11 protein-coding genes are annotated in these 16,607 nt (G+C 65.6%); 4 read left to right on the top strand and 7 right to left on the bottom strand.

Going from position 1 to position 16,607, the window contains the following annotated elements:
• Nucleotides 1–1,569: a DUF4185 domain-containing protein gene (locus ON04_RS15360; protein WP_158217849.1), complete on the bottom strand. Its 1,569-nt coding sequence runs from the start codon at nucleotides 1,567–1,569 to the stop codon at nucleotides 1–3.
• 63 nt (nucleotides 1,570–1,632) lie between these two features.
• Here ON04_RS15360 and coaE point away from each other — a divergent pair, with 63 nt between their 5' ends.
• Complete coding sequence (gene coaE, locus ON04_RS15365; RefSeq protein WP_010542533.1) at nucleotides 1,633–2,712, top strand: dephospho-CoA kinase; 1,080 nt, start codon at nucleotides 1,633–1,635, stop codon at nucleotides 2,710–2,712.
• A 52-nt stretch (nucleotides 2,713–2,764) separates the two neighbouring features.
• Here the strand turns inward: coaE and ON04_RS15370 are convergent, their stop codons facing one another.
• Together ON04_RS15370 and ON04_RS15375 are read right to left on the bottom strand one after the other, a co-directional pair.
• Nucleotides 2,765–4,336: a DUF4185 domain-containing protein gene (locus ON04_RS15370; RefSeq protein ID WP_010542534.1), complete on the bottom strand. Its 1,572-nt coding sequence runs from the start codon at nucleotides 4,334–4,336 to the stop codon at nucleotides 2,765–2,767.
• Nucleotides 4,337–4,339: 3 nt separating this feature from the next.
• A complete protein-coding gene (locus ON04_RS15375; RefSeq protein WP_010542535.1) occupies nucleotides 4,340–5,719 on the bottom strand; it encodes a DUF4185 domain-containing protein in 1,380 nt (459 codons plus the stop codon).
• A 174-nt stretch (nucleotides 5,720–5,893) separates the two neighbouring features.
• On the opposite strand from ON04_RS15375, the gene uvrB reads away from it, so the two are divergent.
• Nucleotides 5,894–8,023, top strand: a complete 2,130-nt coding sequence (gene uvrB, locus ON04_RS15380; protein ID WP_010542536.1) for an excinuclease ABC subunit UvrB — start codon at nucleotides 5,894–5,896, stop codon at nucleotides 8,021–8,023.
• Nucleotides 8,024–8,115: 92 nt separating this feature from the next.
• Nucleotides 8,116–8,565 carry a universal stress protein gene (locus ON04_RS15385; protein WP_010542537.1) on the top strand — a complete coding sequence of 150 codons (450 nt, stop codon included), beginning with the start codon at nucleotides 8,116–8,118 and terminating at the stop codon, nucleotides 8,563–8,565.
• Between the two features lie 37 nt (nucleotides 8,566–8,602).
• On the opposite strand, the gene ON04_RS16040 is transcribed toward ON04_RS15385, so the two are convergent.
• The 4 genes from ON04_RS16040 to ON04_RS15405 all read right to left on the bottom strand — a co-directional run bounded on the left by ON04_RS16040 (nucleotide 8,603) and on the right by ON04_RS15405 (nucleotide 13,447).
• The gene (locus tag ON04_RS16040; protein ID WP_010542538.1) at nucleotides 8,603–9,037 is read right to left on the bottom strand and encodes a DUF732 domain-containing protein; all 435 of its coding nucleotides are present in this window, start codon (nucleotides 9,035–9,037) and stop codon (nucleotides 8,603–8,605) included.
• Nucleotides 9,034–11,403: a HelD family protein gene (locus tag ON04_RS15395; protein ID WP_010542539.1), complete on the bottom strand. Its 2,370-nt coding sequence runs from the start codon at nucleotides 11,401–11,403 to the stop codon at nucleotides 9,034–9,036. The genes ON04_RS16040 and ON04_RS15395 overlap by 4 nt, the downstream gene beginning before the upstream one ends.
• Before the next feature lie 144 nt (nucleotides 11,404–11,547).
• Nucleotides 11,548–12,564 carry a DoxX family protein gene (locus ON04_RS15400; RefSeq protein ID WP_010542540.1) on the bottom strand — a complete coding sequence of 339 codons (1,017 nt, stop codon included), beginning with the start codon at nucleotides 12,562–12,564 and terminating at the stop codon, nucleotides 11,548–11,550.
• A 181-nt stretch (nucleotides 12,565–12,745) separates the two neighbouring features.
• A complete protein-coding gene (locus tag ON04_RS15405; protein ID WP_010542541.1) occupies nucleotides 12,746–13,447 on the bottom strand; it encodes an MBL fold metallo-hydrolase in 702 nt (233 codons plus the stop codon).
• 136 nt (nucleotides 13,448–13,583) lie between these two features.
• Between ON04_RS15405 and uvrA the strand changes: the two genes are divergently transcribed.
• Complete coding sequence (gene uvrA / locus ON04_RS15410) at nucleotides 13,584–16,577, top strand: excinuclease ABC subunit UvrA (RefSeq protein WP_010542542.1); 2,994 nt, start codon at nucleotides 13,584–13,586, stop codon at nucleotides 16,575–16,577.
• Nucleotides 16,578–16,607 lie beyond the last annotated feature (30 nt).

The following is a 16,607-nucleotide window of genomic DNA, read 5'->3' on the forward strand; positions in this document are numbered from 1 at the left end:
TCAGCGGCCGGACGGCTCGACGATGGGCTCGGCCTCGGCGGGCTCGACCTCCGCGATCTCCTCCAACCGCTGCTCATCGATGACGCCCTGGTCGTTGATGGCCCCGGAGTCGGCGGCGGTCTTGACCGTCACACGCGATTCCACTGCGGTCCGGGGGTTCGCGTCCGGAGCGTCGAAGTTGAACGCGTCGAGGTCGGTGCGAAGCAGGAAGACGTTGTACGCATCCCACGTCGAGAGCGTGTAGTACAGATACCGACTGTCGTTGTCCGTGGTGAAGGGGTGGATCATCGGGGCATAGCCGTTCGGGAACATGCGCCGGTCGACGATCGTCTGGGGCGCGGACCACGGACCCCAGGGATCGTCGGACACTCGCATGGAGACGACGCCGGAGGGTGAGGGGGTCATGGCCGTGTACTTGCCCAGGTGCGTGTTGTACTGCACCGAGAGTTCCTCGACGCGTGCCGGGATGACGTTGTAGCCGGTCGGTGCCTCTGCCCACTCCGGTCCTGCGCCTGGTCCCGCATACCACTCGTACGCGGCGGGGTTCTCGATATCCGCGAGCCTCACGCGGGCCAGCATCGCCGGCCCGCGCCGACCCGACGGCGTGACGTACTCGTAGAGCCAGTCGCCTTCTTGGAGGAACGCGCTCATCTGGGCGCCGTACCATCGGCTCTCGTCGGGCGCGGGCAGATCGCCGGACGCTAACGTCACGCTGTCATGCCATCCGGTGAAATCAGTGACCCGGCGCATCGTGGCGGGGAGCAGTTCCCACGTGTTGCCACCATCTGTGGACTTGGCCAGCCCCGAGTAGTTGGTGTTCCAACCGCCGGGAGCGTTCCAGTCGCGGACCGACATGACCCGCATGTACATGTCCGTGCCGTTGCTGACCGCGGCCGTCGGGATGACCGTGACCTCGCCTACTCCATTGGGCTGATGCGCACCCTGGACGAGGGCGGTTGCCTTGCCCCGCGAATCAGCAGGAACAGCTCTGAGTACGGCCATCCCGTTTTCGGGACTGCCGCCGGAAGTAGCGAGCATGACGTTTGAGCGCCACTGGTTGCCGGTAGGTGTGCAGTCTCCGAAAGTGTCACCGAACAGAGCCATCGTTTCGCCCTGGTGGGTGAAGGTGATGCCGAGGTCCGTTCCGTGGATGTCGTACTGCTGGTCGGTCTTGGCCGGGCTGGTGGGCCCGGTGACGAGCTGCCGTACAGCCGTCGCGCCCTTGAGGACAGGGATGGTTCCGTTGGCGCCAGTGACCCATCGGGGGAAGCGACGGACCGACGATGCGGTGACGTCGAGTACCGAGTTGGCGGCGTTCGCTGCTGAACCCGTGGCCGGTAGTGCCCCGAGCGAACCCGGGGGGATGTTGCCGAAAAAGCTGTTGCACGGACCGCTTTCTCCGAGCAGGGAACCGGTGGAGCCCGACGATCCGGAAGACCCAGACGAACCGGTTGACGCGAGCGAGCCGTCGGACTGTGCAGTTGATTGAGCTGGAGTTGCCGCTATCGACAGCGCAACAGCGAGGGGCAACGCCGCGATGACTCGCGGAACAGAGTTTATGCGGTTCACACGGGACACCCTATCTTCCGACCTTCCGGACGGCATGGCCATTGGTCACATACACTCCGCACCATGCTGATGGTGGGTCTGACCGGTGGGATTGGTGCTGGCAAGTCAACGGTGACTTCCATACTCGCGGAAGAGCAGGCGGTGATTGTGGACGCCGATCGCATCGCACGGGAGGTCGTCGAACCCGGCACGCCGGGGCTCGCGATGCTGGTGGCGGAGTTCGGCGAGGCCATCCTCGCCTCCGACGGCTCCCTCGACCGCGCGGCCCTCGCAGGTTTGGCTTTTGTCGACGCCGAACGTACTGCCGCTCTGAACGCCATCACGCATCCGCTCATCGGCGAGCGGACGGCCGAGTTGTTCGGCACCGCGCCTGCTGACGCAATCGTCGTCCATGACATGCCGCTATTGGTGGAGGGTGGTATGGCGCCAGGCTATGACCTTGTGATCGTCGTGGACACGCCCGCGGAGATTCGACTGCGGCGTCTCGTGGAGCAGCGCGGCATGCCGGAGGATGACGCTCGCGCCCGGATGGCGAGGCAGGCCACCGACGAGGCACGGAGGGCAGCAGCGGATGTGCTCATTGACAACTCGGGTGACCGGGGGGCCGTCGCGGAGGTGACCCGCGAGCTCGTGGAGACGAGATTGCGGCCATTCGAACGCAATCGCCGGACGGCGACACCCGTGGTGGGCGACCGGACCGTGGTGCCGTTCCGTCACGAATGGGCCGCCGAGGCCGAGCGGGCCTGCGCACGACTGCGCCATGTGGTAGGGCAGATCGCCACCCGCGTCGACCACGTGGGTCCCACCGCGGTCGACGGATTGGACGCACCGGACATCCTCGACCTTCAGGTGACTGTCCCTGACGGCACCGCGGTGGACCAGGCGTGGGCAGTGTTGGTCGGGGCAGGCTACGTTCCGGGAGATGATCCGATCCTCCACGGCTGTGATCCCGCGCGTCCGCTGGAGGTTACGATTGTGTCGGAAGACAACCCGGACCACGAATTTTCTCTCCTGATGGCGGAGGTCATCGGTGCGGACCCGGGTGCTCGGGCCGAGTACGCCGAGATCCTTCGGCGCGCGGACCGTGAAGAGACCCGTCAGTGGGAGCGCACTCGGTGTGAGGCCTCACGAAACCGAGTCTGACCAGGGGGTGAGGCCCGGGCCCCGGTGTGTGACGCGCCGGGGTCCGGACGCGTCACTCGGTCGGGACAACTCCGTTGACAAGTTCGGAAACCGGCACCTGTCGCACAACTTCGGTGGCAGGCGTGGTCGGGGCGGTGGCCCTTCGCATTCCTGGGCCCGGGAAGAGGTCGGGCAGGTGCGTCCGCACCAAGAACACGTTGTAGGCGTTCCAGGTGGTCACGAGGTAGTAGAGATCGTCGCCCTGCGCCCACGGGTGCATGAAACCGCCGTAGACGCCGGGAAGCACGGAGTAGTCGATGAGCACGGTGGGTGAACTCCAGGGGCCCTCGGGTTCGTCGGCGGTCCGCAGAACGATCGAGTTATAGCCCTGCGAGTACATCGCCGTGTACTTGCCGAGGTGCTCATTCCACATGGTCGAGAGTTCGCTGGCGGGAGCAGGCAGAACCCGCGTAGCGTTGCCGACCTCGGACACCCAGGCGGAACCGTTCCAGTACTCGTATGCGGTGGGATCGAGCACTCCGACTGTAGGCGCCACCTCGGTGCCGTCCAGGTCGTCGGCTGTCGGGGAGCCGTTCAGCGGGACACGGGCGATGATCGCGGCGCCCTGGCGGCCTGAGGGTGTGAGGTACTCGTAGAGGTACTCCTCGGTCTTGAGAAACGAGCTCATCTGCGCGCCCGACCAGGCTCGGTCGACCTCTGGGCCGCCTGTTCCGATGGGCACGCTGTTGGTGATGGGTCTCGCCATGGCCGGGACCACGGTCCAGTTCTCGCCGTTGTCGGTGGAGTAGGCCATGCCCGAATAGTTAGTGGTCCACGAGCCGGGCTGGCCCCAATGCGCCACAGACATGAATCGCAGGTATTGGACGCCTTCAACGGAAATGCCGGCGGTGGGAATAATCGTCACCTCACCCGGGACACCGGCGCGGGGCACGAGAGACTTGGCCAGTCCGTCCTGACCGAGCGCAGCGGAGTCTATGGTGATGCCGTCGGTCATGTCGGTGTCGCCGGAGCGGAACAGGACGTTGGAGCGCCATTGGTTTCCCGGGATGGTGCAGTCACCCATGGTGTCTCCGAAGGCCATGAGCACCTCGGGATCCGCCGCGTCGCCGTTGTCCCACATGATGCCCAGGTCGGTACCGCCTACCCCGTATCGGCTCATGCTCTCGGAGGGACTGGTCGGGCCGGTGACCAGTTGCTCGAACCGGGTGGGGCCGCGCAGAACGGGCACGGTGCCCTGCTCGCCGGTGATCCACGGCGGCATTCCGTAGACCGAGCCGACCAGCGGGTCCACTGAGCCGGAGATCCCGTTTCCGAGCGAACCGGTCTCGAGCTGCTGCACCAGTGAGCCGCTGCGGTCTGCGGACCCCAGCGAACCTGAAAGCGAACCGATCGATCCCGTGTCGCCGGACGAACCGAGCGATCCGAGGGATCCCGCGGCCATCCCCGCGCCTGTTCGGTGCTCGAGCAGTGATCCGAAGTTGCCGAACATCTCGCTACAGGGCCCGGCGGCGGCGCTGCCCGCCCCCAGGGTTCCTACCGCGGCGATTGTGGCCGCAGCCGTCGCAGTTGTGGTGAGCACCGAGACGTATCGACTGCGGAGACGACGGGAAGTGGGGCGGGTCATACGTCAGCCTTCCGGGATGGGGATGGTGTCTACGAGGACTGTCTCGCCGGTGTCCGCTGGGTCGGGAGTGTCGCGGGTCCAGCTGTCGTCCATGGTGCGCATCCGAGCGTTCGGATCCGGCAGGGAACGCGCCGGGACCTTCGACAGGTCGGTCTTCATGAGGAAGACGTTGTACGCGTCCCAGGTTGACATGGTGAAAAACAAGTCCTTGCCGTTGGACTCAATTGCCGGACTCCACGGGTGGGCGAACGCTCCGTAGAGCGTCGGCACATGTTGGTAGGAGAGCAAGATGTCCTTGCCGGACCAGGGTCCCTCGGGAGTACGAGCCTGACGCATGACGATGTTGTTGTTCTGGTCCGTGTAGAGGGCGATGAACCGGCCGAGGCGCTCGCTCCACGTCACTGACAATTCGCTCACGCGTCCGTCGAGGACCACTTTCGCGGCGCCGTGCTGCGGGACCCAGCCAACGCCGTCCCAGTAGCGGTACGCCGCCATGTCTTCGAAGTTGGCCTCTGGAACGCGGGCGAGGACGGCCGTCCCGTTGCGCCCGGACGGGGTCATGTACTCGTAGACGTAGTCGACTTCGTCGTCGGTGTGCTTGAGGAAGGCGCTCATCTGGCCGGCCGGCTGCGTGACGTATGGGGTCCCGACGTTCCCTGGAATCAGGGCCGGGCTGCCCTCACCGAGCCGGCCGCTGCCAGCGACCGGAACCCAGTCGTCCCCGTTGTTCGCGGATTTGGCGAGGGCGGAGTAGTTGGTGATCCACTCACCCGGATCGCCCCATTCGGCCACGGACATGTAGCGCAGGTACTGCGTGCCGCCGACCTCGACACCGGCGGTCGGGATCACAGTCACCTCGCCGGGCCGGTCAGAGCGCGGAAGAATGGACTTGGCCATGCCTTCCCGCTCCAACGGTGCATCGTCGATCAGCATGCCATCGGAGAGCGTGCGGTCAGACGAGCGCAGGAGGATGTTGCTGCGCCACTCGTCCCCGTCAACGCTGCAGTCGCCCATGGTGTCACCGAGCGCCATCATCATCCGCCGGTCGGTACCGTCAGCACCGTTGTCCCAGAGGATGCCCAGGTCCGTTCCGCTGATCCCGAAGCGTTCGACCGTCTTATTGGGACTGGTCGGCCCCGTCAGGAGTTCGACCGTCGTGGTGCGCCCCTCGAGGAGAGGTATGTAGCCCGAGTCGCCGTTGTGCCACGGGGTGGCCGGGTTCGACGGCGCTCCGAGTGACCCGCCCTGAGAACCGCTCAGTGAGCCGGTCGCGCCGGCAGCACCGCCAGCGCCGGCCGGGGGCCAGGGGTCGCACGGGGCCGCCGCGGCGATCGGGCTGGAGAGCGTGAGCGCACCGGCGACGAGCGAGACGGCAGTGACCATGGCGACTGGTCGCCGCTTCCGATCGGGACAACGACGAGAAGTGCTGCTCACTATGGGGTTCTCCAGACTTGGGCCATGTTAACGATGGTTCTGCGACTAGGATAACGGCTCGCTCCGACGGCGGCGTAACGCCGAGGGCGGCAGAGGCGCCCGCGGACTCGTAGGCTGGAGCCTATGGCTTTTGCGACCGAAATTCCCGACGACGGGGCCCCTGTAGACCCCACAGTGCTGTCGTACTCGGAGTTTCGTCCCATCGGGGACATCGAACGCAGCTCGAACCGCTTTGAAGTGGTTAGTGAATTCACGCCGTCAGGCGACCAACCCACGGCTATCGCCGAGCTAACCGAGCGCCTCGAACGCAGTGAGCGTGACATTGTCCTGCTGGGCGCCACGGGTACCGGTAAGTCCGCCACCACGGCATGGCTCATCGAGAAGGTTCAGCGTCCGACGCTGGTCATGGCGCCCAATAAGACCCTCGCGGCACAACTGGCCAACGAGCTGCGCGAAATGTTGCCCAACAACGCGGTCGAGTACTTCGTGTCGTATTACGACTACTACCAACCCGAGGCCTACATCGCCCAGACGGACACCTTCATCGAGAAGGACTCCTCCATCAACGACGACGTGGAGAGGCTTAGGCACTCCGCGACATCGTCCCTGTTGTCCAGACGCGACGTCGTCGTCGTCAGCTCTGTCTCATGTATTTACGGTCTCGGCACACCGCAGTCCTACCTTGATCGTTCTGTGTCATTGTCCGTCGGGCAGGAAGTTGACCGCGACCAACTGCTGCGACTCCTGGTGGACGTGCAGTACGAACGCAACGATGTCTCAATGACGCGCGGAACGTTCCGGGCCAAGGGCGACACCGTCGATATCATCCCCACGTACGAGGAGCTCGCAGTGCGCATCGAGTTCTTCGGTGACGAAGTGGACGCGTTGTACTACATCCACCCGTTGACCGGCGATGTCGTGCGCCGCGTTGACGAGGTCCGCATTTTCCCCGCCACCCACTACGTGGCCGGGCCCGACCGGATGGCCAAGGCGATCGCGTCGATCGAGGAGGAGCTGGAGGGCAGACTCGCCGAGCTCGAGAACCAGGGCAAGCTTCTCGAAGCCCAGCGCCTGCGTATGCGCACCTCCTACGACATCGAGATGATGCAGCAGGTCGGATTCTGCTCGGGCATCGAGAACTACTCACGGCACATCGACGGCCGAGCCGCAGGCAGTTCCCCGGCGACGCTCATCGACTACTTCCCCGAGGACTTCCTCACAGTGATCGACGAGTCCCACGTGACGGTGCCGCAGATTGGCGCCATGTACGAGGGCGATGCGTCACGCAAACGCAATCTCGTCGACTTCGGCTTCCGCTTGCCCTCGGCCCTGGATAACCGTCCCCTGACCTGGGAAGAATTCTCGGATCGGGTGGGCCAGACCGTCTATCTGTCCGCGACCCCGGGCAACTACGAGATGGGCCGCACGGGTGGCGAGTTTGTGGAACAGGTGATCCGTCCGACAGGACTGGTGGACCCGAAGATCGTGGTCAAGCCCACCAAGGGGCAGATCGACGACCTGATAGGTGAGATCCGCGCGCGTGCCGACCGCGACGAGCGTGTGCTCGTGACCACCCTGACCAAGAAGATGTCGGAGGACCTCACCGACTACCTACTCGAGCTGGGCGTCCGGGTGCGCTACCTGCACTCCGAGATCGACACTCTGCAGCGGGTGGAACTCCTGCGGGACCTGCGCCGAGGCGAGTACGACGTCCTGGTGGGTATCAACCTGTTGCGAGAGGGCCTCGACCTGCCGGAGGTCTCGCTGGTCGCGATCCTCGACGCGGACAAGGAGGGCTTCCTGCGCTCGAGCACGTCGCTGATCCAGACCATCGGCCGCGCCGCTCGAAACGTCTCGGGTGAGGTCCACATGTACGCGGACCGCATCACCGATTCCATGCAGCACGCGATGGAGGAGACGGAACGGCGTCGCGAGAAGCAGATCGCCTACAACACCGAGCACGGCATCGACCCGCAGCCGCTGCGCAAGAAGATTGCGGACATTCTCGACAGGGTGGGGGAGGACCGCAGCGATGCGTCCGACCCCAGGGACCGGCCGGAGCTCGTGGGGACACGCGCGATCGGTAATGCGGCCCGGCCCCGCAAGGAGTTGGAGAAGCTCATCGGGGAGATGACCGAACAGATGATGTCCGCCGCCACCGAGCTGCGGTTCGAGCTGGCGGGACGCCTTCGTGATGAGATCGGAGAACTGCGCAAGGAACTCAAGGGCATGCGTGAGGCGGGTGTCGAGTGAGCGTGACTTGGTGATGTGGGCCGCTTACCCCCTCCGGTGACGACCCCGGCGGACTACTGTGAGTGAAACGTGTTCCTGACGAGAGGAAGAGAATGAGCGCCTACACGAAGGTGGTCGTGGGAACGGACGGATCCGAGTCGTCGTACCTGGCGGTCGACCGCGCCGCCGAACTAGCAGCCGACGCATCGGCGGGCCTGGTGATCGCGTGCGCCTATGTGCCCGCGGACCCGCGGTCCGTCAACCAGGCGGCTGACATGATGGGCGACGACGCTTACCAGATTCGTGGTGACAATCCGGCCGAGGACATCGTCCGTGGAGCCCGGGACAGGGCACAATCGGCCGGTGCGACCGATATCGAGGTCCGCACGGTCAAGGGTGCCCCCGTGGAATCTCTGATCAAGCTGGCGGATGAGGTCCATGCCGATCTGCTCGTGGTCGGAAACAAAGGGCTTAACTCGCTGACCGGTCGTCTGCTCGGTTCTGTGCCGGCGGATGCAGCTCGCCGTGCCACGTGCGACGTGCTGATCGTCCACACGACGTAAAGACCCCAGCGGGTTCAACCCTCCGGTGGCAGGTGGGTCATTCGCAGAGGCGAGTCCGGCTCGCATCGATCAGTTTCTGACCTACCTCTGCCGATTCGCGGTCCGGATGCTGGGCCGCGATCGCACTGGTGAGCGGCCGGATACGGTCCAGTATGGTGTCGTCGTCCGCGCCGTCGGCGATACTGTGGCAGATTCCGATGCCCACCTCGACGGTGGTGCTGGCGGTCATGTCCGTAGGGAATCCGAAGCCGGACAAGTCGTCGAGAAACTCCCGCTCCGCCGGCGACCAGCGAGAAGTGGTGTCGGCGGGCGCGGAGGCGGGGGAGGCCCCGGCCGTCACGGTCGCGGGGCCGGTGGTGGTCCGGGAAGCCTCAGGGGCACCCTCCACGTGGTCCGAATTGCACGCAACCATGGTGATGGCCGTCAGTAGCACCATCGTGCCAACACCGACGCGGCGGAGAGCGAAGGTCATGCGGAAACTTCCTGTCGTCGGTCGGTGACGGTGTCACGGATCTGTGCGAGCAGTGGTCCGAAGCCATCAGGCTGCACGAGGATGAGGTCCTGCGTGGCGCGCGTGACCCCCACGTAGAGGTCCTGGAGACCCTGCGGTGAACGTGCGAGGACATGGTCGGGATCCACGACCACGACCACGTCGAATTCGAGCCCCTTGGCCAGGGCAAGGGGGAGAACCGCCGTGCCTGGTCGGGCTTGTTCCACCGCCTCACGCAGTGGGAGGTCCGCGGCGGAGGGGTCGGAGTCCCCGAGACCGTCCGGTATCAACACCGCCACGGCGCGTTCATCTGGGACAGCGGCGACCTTCCCGGCGACCACCGGCGCGAGAGAGGTCGACTCCGGCTCGAGCCACGCCACCGGCCGGCGCCCCGGGCGGACCGGTCGCGGCGACGTGGCGGATGGATCGATCCGGTCGAGCAATAGCTCCGCTACGGCAGAGATGGTTTCCGGAGTGCGGTAGTTCACCGTGAGCTCGCTCAATACCCATCTGTCGTCCACGTAGGGCGACAGGGAGGCATCCCACGTGTCGATTCCCGCGGGGCTCGAAGTTTGGGCGACGTCCCCGACGAGCGTCATCCACCGGTTGGGGGACCGGCGCATGATGACCCTCCAGGCCATGGTCGACAATTCCTGGGCTTCGTCCACGATCACGTGGCCGAACGCCCAGTTTCGGTCCGATCCGGCACGGTCCGCGACTGTCAGGTCGGAATCGGCGCTGTGCCGGCGCGCCAGGGATTCCGCGTCCACCACGTCGTAGGCCATGAGTACCTCTGGGTCTAGATCGTCCTCGATGTCCTGGACGGCGGAACCCGTGAGGATTTCCAGTGCCTCCTCGGCCTGGCGGAGCTGTTCATTCCATGCGCGGTCGGCCTCAGTGCCCTCGGTCCCCGGAGCCTCACCGAGGAGTTCCGCGAGTTCGTCGAGAAGGGGCACATCGGCAACCGAGAAAGCCGCGCCGTCCTCACGGAACAGAGCCTCCTGGTCTTCCGCGACGTAATCTCCGGCGGCCTCGGCGATGCGGTCCCGATTCGAGAGCAGGTCAGCCAACAACTCCTCGGGTCGTAGTGACGGCCACCAGGCGCTGATCGCGTCGAGAACCTCAGGTGCCGCTTCGACCTCGGCCCGAAGCGCTGCCCTGTCGTCGGCGTCGAGTAGGGGCATGGCGGGGTCGCCCAGGTCTCCGACGCCGTCCCCCTTCGGTGACCACGCGTCGTTCTCGGCGTGCCAGACCGGGTCGGTGAGTTCCGCGACGTATTGCTCGGTGAGGGCGTCGACGATCCGCGTGGCAAATGCGTCACGCGCTTGATTGTGCGGCCGACGGGCCATGCGGGCGCGCCCACGGGCCGCACGGACCGCAGCCGGCGTCAGTACCAGGTCGTGGCCCTCGGCGCGGATCACCACGTCGGATTCCGGGGCCAGTTGGCGTGCCCGCACCGCGGCCTTGAGAATGCCCACCATTTCGCCCGACCCCTTGACCTCCTCGCCCCGCAGGGTCTCGGGGCCGGTCGCACGAACGCCTGGGTAGAGATCGGCGAGCGTACGCAGTACCACTCCTGATTCGCCGAGGGACGGTAGCACGCGGGCGATGTAGTCGAGGAACCGTGCGTTTGGACCAACGATGAGTACACCGCTGCGATCAAGTCGCTGTCGGTGTGTGTAGAGCAGGTAGGCCGCGCGGTGGAGAGCGACGGCGGTCTTGCCGGTACCGGGACCACCCTGGACCACCAACACACCCGTGTGCGAACTGCGGATGATCTCGTCCTGTTCGCGTTGGATTGTGGCGACGATGTCTGACATGTGCCCGGAGCGGGCGGTGTCCAATGCTTCGAGGAGGGCCGATTCGCCCACCACGTCGTCGTGGTCCTCCGGCACTTCGCCGTCCGTGGGGGCGGTCAAATATTCGTCGTGGACACCGATCACGCGACGACCGATTGTGCGTAGATGACGGCGCTTGTGTGCACCCTCCGGTCGCGCGGTGGTGGCGAGATAAAAGGGCCGGCTGTGATCAGCCCGCCAGTCGAGCAGGAGGGTGGTGAGATCATCGTCGTCGTCCCTCAGCCCGACGCGTCCGATCCGACGGACCTCGCCGTCCTCCATATCCAGGCGGCCGAAATACAAGCCCAGGTTGGCGGCGTTGTACGCCGCAAGTTCGGACGAATAGAGGCGGGCGAACGACTCCCGCTCGGAGCGAGCCTGAGGAGTCCCGCCGGACCCTCGTAGAACGGCGTCCAATCGTTCACGGGTGTCGGTTTTCAACTCCTCGAGCCGATCGAGAAGTCGACCGAGGTGAAGCTGTTCCTCGTCGACGGCGTCGGGTCCCGTCACAGGCGCTCCTTTGCGGGGGTTGCGGCTCGGGCAGGACAACCAGGCTACCGGGAACCGGGGGATGCCCACATAAGACGACGACCCCGCCCGAAGAGGGCGGGGTCGCCGGAGTGATGCCGGTGGGGTCACCGACCACGCCGGAGGTCAGGGCTGGATGACCCGGGCGGCCTTGCCGCGGAGCTCATCGGTCTTCTTACGGGCGTTCGTCGCCTGCTTGGTGGCCTTCTTCTCGATGGTCTTCTTTCGAGAATCGGCCGCCTTGCGCACGTTCTTGGCAGCCTTCTGGGCGTCCTTCGTATCGAGATTTTCCGCGCGGGCGACGGCCGCGTCGCGGGCCTCTGCTGCCTGCTCCGCGGCGACATGTGCCGCGGCGGTTGCCTGGTCACGCAGCTGTGCCGCGACGGGGGTGGCCTGTTCCTTCGCCACGGCGGCGCGATCGCGGAGATTCGCCATGACTGTCGGCGCGTTGGCGCGGACCACATTGGCGAAGCCGGAAGCCTGGTCGCGGACCTGGTCAGCTACCTCGGGAGCCTTCTCACGGATAGTGTCCGCGACCTCGGGAGCCCGGTCCTTGACTGTGTCTGCAACCCCGCGTGCCTGGTCGGCGACGTTGTGGGCAACTCCGGTGAGCGCAGCCCCCGCCGCGATCGATTCGGCCTTGGCGCCGGGAAGCTTGGCCGCGACGGTGTCGCGTGCCTTGCCCGCACGCCACGCGAGGCCGGGCTGTCCGGCCGTGTCCACAGAAGCGAGCATCAGAGCGCCGAGAAGAGCAACGTTGGTGGCCAGACCAGTGGTTTTGCGGCTACGGGCGGCCGGATCAGACTCGCTCCAGAACGCGTGGCGGCTGACCGTCGACGGCAGGTGCGAGGCGGTCAGCGCGAGCGCCGACAGGCGCGGCGCCCGTCCGAGCGCGAACAGAACGCCCGCGCCGATCTTTACCCCGGCCAGAGCCTTGACGAGCGTCTCGGTGTCCTTGGGGACGGGCGGAACGGATGCGGTGACACGCTCGTTGACGGCCTCTTCGGCCTTTTCCACCACGGGAGCGGCCTTATCGACCAGCGGCGCGGCGTCTGTCACGTGGGCGCCCGGGTTCCGCAGCGTCTCCACGCCGTCGATGACGAATACGGTGGCGAGCATGGGGCGTGCGAGTCGTCGGATCATCGTTCCTCCTGAAATAGTGGAATATGTAGTCGAACCTAGTGAAAACATGGGGCTTTCGCCTCCGGTACGACGAACAGGGCGCCGAGGCACGCGCGCGAACGCGGGCTGCGCTGCGGCGATCGACGATTGCGAGAGTTCGGTTACCTCCCGGGATCGCCCGGTGATATCCGGTCAAGCCAGGTCACCATCCCCGCTCCCGCCACCGCGCCAGGTTTGGTCGTTCGGCACCGATCGTTGTGTCGTCGCCGTGCCCGGGGTGGACCACCACCTCATCGTCGAGGATCGCGAATACGCGGGACTCCAGATCGTCCATCAGTGTCGCGAACTCCTCGGGGGTCCCCGTCTTCCCGGGACCACCCGGGAACAGGGAGTCGCCCGAGATCAGATGGCTGCCATGGTCGGTCCGCAGTAGCAGCGCGATCCCGTTCGGGGTATGTCCGCGCAAGCCGATCACTCGGAGACTGAGATCACCCACCACGATCTGGTCGCCGTGTGAGACGTGACGGTCCGTGGGTACATCGATCGCGTCCGCGTCACCGAGTGGCGCGATAGTGGTCAGGCCGAGGGCCTCGACGGTCTCTGCCAGGCCAATCCAGTGGTCGGCATGTAGATGCGTGGTCACCACCTCTTTCACCCTCGGGGCCTCGGCACGCAGGTGGGCTACCAGCGCGGGGGCGTCGTTGGCGGCATCGATGAGGAGCACCTCGCCGGTAGAGGTGGACTCGACCACGTAGACGTTGTTGTCCATCTCGCCCACGGAGATCTTGGACAGGCGCGCGGGGCCGACAGTCCAGCGCTCACCGGTGAGGCGGCCACTCAGCCGGCCGGTGTAGCCCTCGGTGAGGGTGATATTGGCGGGTCGGGTATCGGGGGAATTCGACATAACTGCAGGCTACCGGCGTCGAGTGTGGTCGGTGGTCGGATGCGTGTCGGTGTACGTTGGTACCTTCGTCTCCGGGAACGGCGGCCATACGGCGCGGACGGCGACGTGGCGACCTCCCCCCTCGGAAGGAGTACCCATGGTGGACCGTCTGGTCGTCCGCGGCGCACGTGAACACAACCTCAAGGGCGTGGACATAGACATCCCCCGTGACTCATTGATCGTCTTCACGGGATTGTCCGGCTCCGGCAAGTCCTCGCTCGCGTTCGACACGATCTTCGCGGAGGGCCAACGGCGGTACGTCGAGTCGCTCTCCTCCTACGCCCGGATGTTCCTGGGACAGATGGACAAGCCGGATGTCGATTTCATCGAGGGGCTCTCCCCGGCGGTGTCGATCGATCAGAAGTCGACCAACCGCAACCCCCGGTCAACCGTCGGCACCATCACCGAGGTGCACGACTATCTGCGGTTGCTCTACGCCCGCGCCGGAGTGCCGCATTGCCCTACCTGCGGCGAAGTGATCTCGCGCCAGACCCCGCAGCAGATCGTCGACCAGATCCTGGAGGGTGAGGAGGGGGCTCGGTTCCAGGTGCTCGCGCCCGTTGTCCGCACCCGGAAGGGTGAGTTCGTCGATCTCTTCGACCAGCTGGCCGCGGATGGCTATAGCCGCGTGCGCGTAGACGGCGTTCTGCATACCCTGGCGGAGCCGCCGACGCTGAAGAAGCAGGAGAAGCACGACATCGAGGTGGTGGTGGACCGGTTGGCCACCAAGAAGTCGGCTCGCCAGCGACTCACGGATTCGGTGGAGACAGCTCTCGGCCTGGCCGACGGCGTGATCGTGATCGACTACGTAGATGTGGACGAGTCCGATTCCACCCGTCAGCGCCGATTCTCTGAGCACATGGCGTGCCCCAACGGTCACCCGATCGCGCTGGACGAGATGGAGCCGCGGGCGTTCTCGTTCAACAATCCGTACGGTGCCTGCCCGGTGTGCGACGGGCTGGGATCGCATCTCGAGGTGGACCCCGATCTGGTGGTCCCGGATCCCGAGAGGTCGCTGGCGGACGGGGCCATCGCGCCGTGGTCCGGCGGTCAGAGTGCAGATTACTTCCAACAACTGCTCACTGGTCTGGCCAGTGACATGGGCTTTGATCTGCGCACCCCGTGGCAGGATCTGCCCGCTAAGGTTCGCAAGGCTGTTCTCGGCGGCGCGCCCACCAAGGTCCGGGTCCAATACCGCAATCGATTCGGACGGGTTCGTACCTACGACGCCAAGTTCGAGGGCGTCATGTCGTTCCTCAAGCGCCGACTCGAGCAGACGGAATCGGAGTCGCAGAAGGAGCGCTACCAGGGTTACATGCGCGAGGTTCCGTGCCCAGGCTGCGGCGGGACCCGCCTCAAGCCGGAGATACTGGCGGTCACGCTCGCCGGCCCAGGGGGGCGCGAGCAGTCGATCGCCGACATCAGCCGGATGTCCGTCGCAGATTGTGCCCAATTCCTCGACGGGCTGGAGCTTGACCCCCGGCAGACGATGATCGCGGGTCGAGTTCTCAAGGAGATCCAGGCCCGGATGGGTTTCCTGCTCGACGTGGGTCTGGACTACCTCTCGCTGGACCGCGTGGCCGGAAGCCTCTCCGGCGGTGAGGCCCAGCGGATCCGCCTGGCCACGCAGATCGGTTCGGGACTCGCAGGGGTGCTGTACGTACTGGACGAACCGTCGATCGGGCTGCACCAGAGGGATAACCGTCGCCTCATCGACACCCTGGTCAGGCTCCGCAATCTGGGCAACACGCTGCTCGTGGTCGAGCACGACGAGGACACGATCCGCTCGGCGGACTGGATCGTGGACATCGGGCCGCTGGCGGGGGAGCACGGTGGGCGAGTGGTCCACTCGGGCGACTACCAGGGGTTGTTGGACAATGAAGAGTCTCTGACCGGCGCCTACCTGTCGGGTCGACGGGAGATCGCTGTCCCGGAGAAACGCCGTGAACCGAGCCCGGACAAGCGACTCCGTGTACGCGGTGCCAGGGAGAACAACCTCAAGAACGTGGACGTGGTGTTTCCTGCCGGCATTCTCTGCGCCGTGACAGGCGTGTCCGGTTCCGGCAAGTCGACCCTGGTCAACGACATCCTCGCGACGTCACTGGCGAACCAGCTCAACCGCGCGCGTCAGGTCCCCGGCCGCCACTCACGCATCGACGGGGTCGAGGACTTCGACAAACTCGTCCAGGTGGACCAGTCGCCGATCGGCCGGACCCCCCGATCCAACCCGGCCACGTACACCGGGGTGTTTGACAAGATCCGCACGCTGTTCGCCGCCACCACAGAGGCGAAGGTCCGGGGATACAAGCAGGGGCGGTTCTCCTTCAACGTTAAGGGCGGCCGCTGTGAGGCTTGCCAGGGCGACGGCACCCTCAAAATCGAGATGAACTTCCTGCCGGACGTATACGTTCCGTGCGAGGTGTGTCATGGGGCGCGATACAACCGCGAGACACTCGAGGTGCACTACAAAGGTAAGACCATCGCCGAGGTCCTGGACATGTCCATCGAGGAGGCAAGTGAGTTCTTCGAGCCCATCACGTCGATCCACCGCTACCTCAATACCCTGACGCAAGTCGGTCTGGGCTACGTGCGGTTGGGTCAGTCCGCACCGACGCTCTCCGGCGGTGAGGCCCAGCGAGTGAAGCTGGCTGCAGAACTCCAGAAGCGGTCGAGCGGACGCACCGTCTATATCCTCGACGAGCCCACCACGGGACTGCACTTCGAGGACATCACCAAGCTGCTCCTTGTGATCCAGGGACTGGTGGACAAAGGCAACACGGTCATCGTGATCGAGCACAACCTCGACGTCATCAAGAGCGCCGACTGGGTCATTGACATGGGGCCAGAGGGCGGCGCAGGCGGCGGACTGGTTGTCGCTGAGGGTACGCCCGAGCAAGTTGCCACGGTATCGGAGAGTCATACCGGTCGGTTCCTGGCGGAGGTGTTGCCCGCAGTAAAGGCCGCTCCCGCGACGGAGGTGTCCGCCACGAAGAAGCCGGCCAAAAAGGCACCTGCCCAGAAGTCAGCGGCGGCGTCGACCGCCAAGAAGACGGCGACCAAGGCGGCGCGCAAGGCTAGGGCACTTCGCTGACAAGGGCCGACAAAGAACCGACCCGGGCCT

The sequence above is a fragment of the Dietzia alimentaria 72 genome, from assembly GCF_000226215.1.
In the GTDB taxonomy this organism is placed as follows: Bacteria; Actinomycetota; Actinomycetes; order Mycobacteriales; family Mycobacteriaceae; genus Dietzia; species Dietzia alimentaria.

What these genes read in the sequence shown, in the direction of transcription:
- coaE (WP_010542533.1), top strand. Translation starts at nt 1,633, where the DNA reads ATGCTGATGGTGGGTCTGACCGGTGGGATTGGTGCTGGCAAGTCAACG.
- ON04_RS15370 (WP_010542534.1), bottom strand. Translation starts at nt 4,336, where the DNA reads ATGACCCGCCCCACTTCCCGTCGTCTCCGCAGTCGATACGTCTCGGTG.
- ON04_RS15375 (WP_010542535.1), bottom strand. Translation starts at nt 5,719, where the DNA reads ATGGTCACTGCCGTCTCGCTCGTCGCCGGTGCGCTCACGCTCTCCAGC.
- uvrB (WP_010542536.1), top strand. Translation starts at nt 5,894, where the DNA reads ATGGCTTTTGCGACCGAAATTCCCGACGACGGGGCCCCTGTAGACCCC.
- ON04_RS15385 (WP_010542537.1), top strand. Translation starts at nt 8,116, where the DNA reads ATGAGCGCCTACACGAAGGTGGTCGTGGGAACGGACGGATCCGAGTCG.
- ON04_RS16040 (WP_010542538.1), bottom strand. Translation starts at nt 9,037, where the DNA reads ATGACCTTCGCTCTCCGCCGCGTCGGTGTTGGCACGATGGTGCTACTG.
- ON04_RS15400 (WP_010542540.1), bottom strand. Translation starts at nt 12,564, where the DNA reads ATGATCCGACGACTCGCACGCCCCATGCTCGCCACCGTATTCGTCATC.
- ON04_RS15405 (WP_010542541.1), bottom strand. Translation starts at nt 13,447, where the DNA reads ATGTCGAATTCCCCCGATACCCGACCCGCCAATATCACCCTCACCGAG.
- uvrA (WP_010542542.1), top strand. Translation starts at nt 13,584, where the DNA reads ATGGTGGACCGTCTGGTCGTCCGCGGCGCACGTGAACACAACCTCAAG.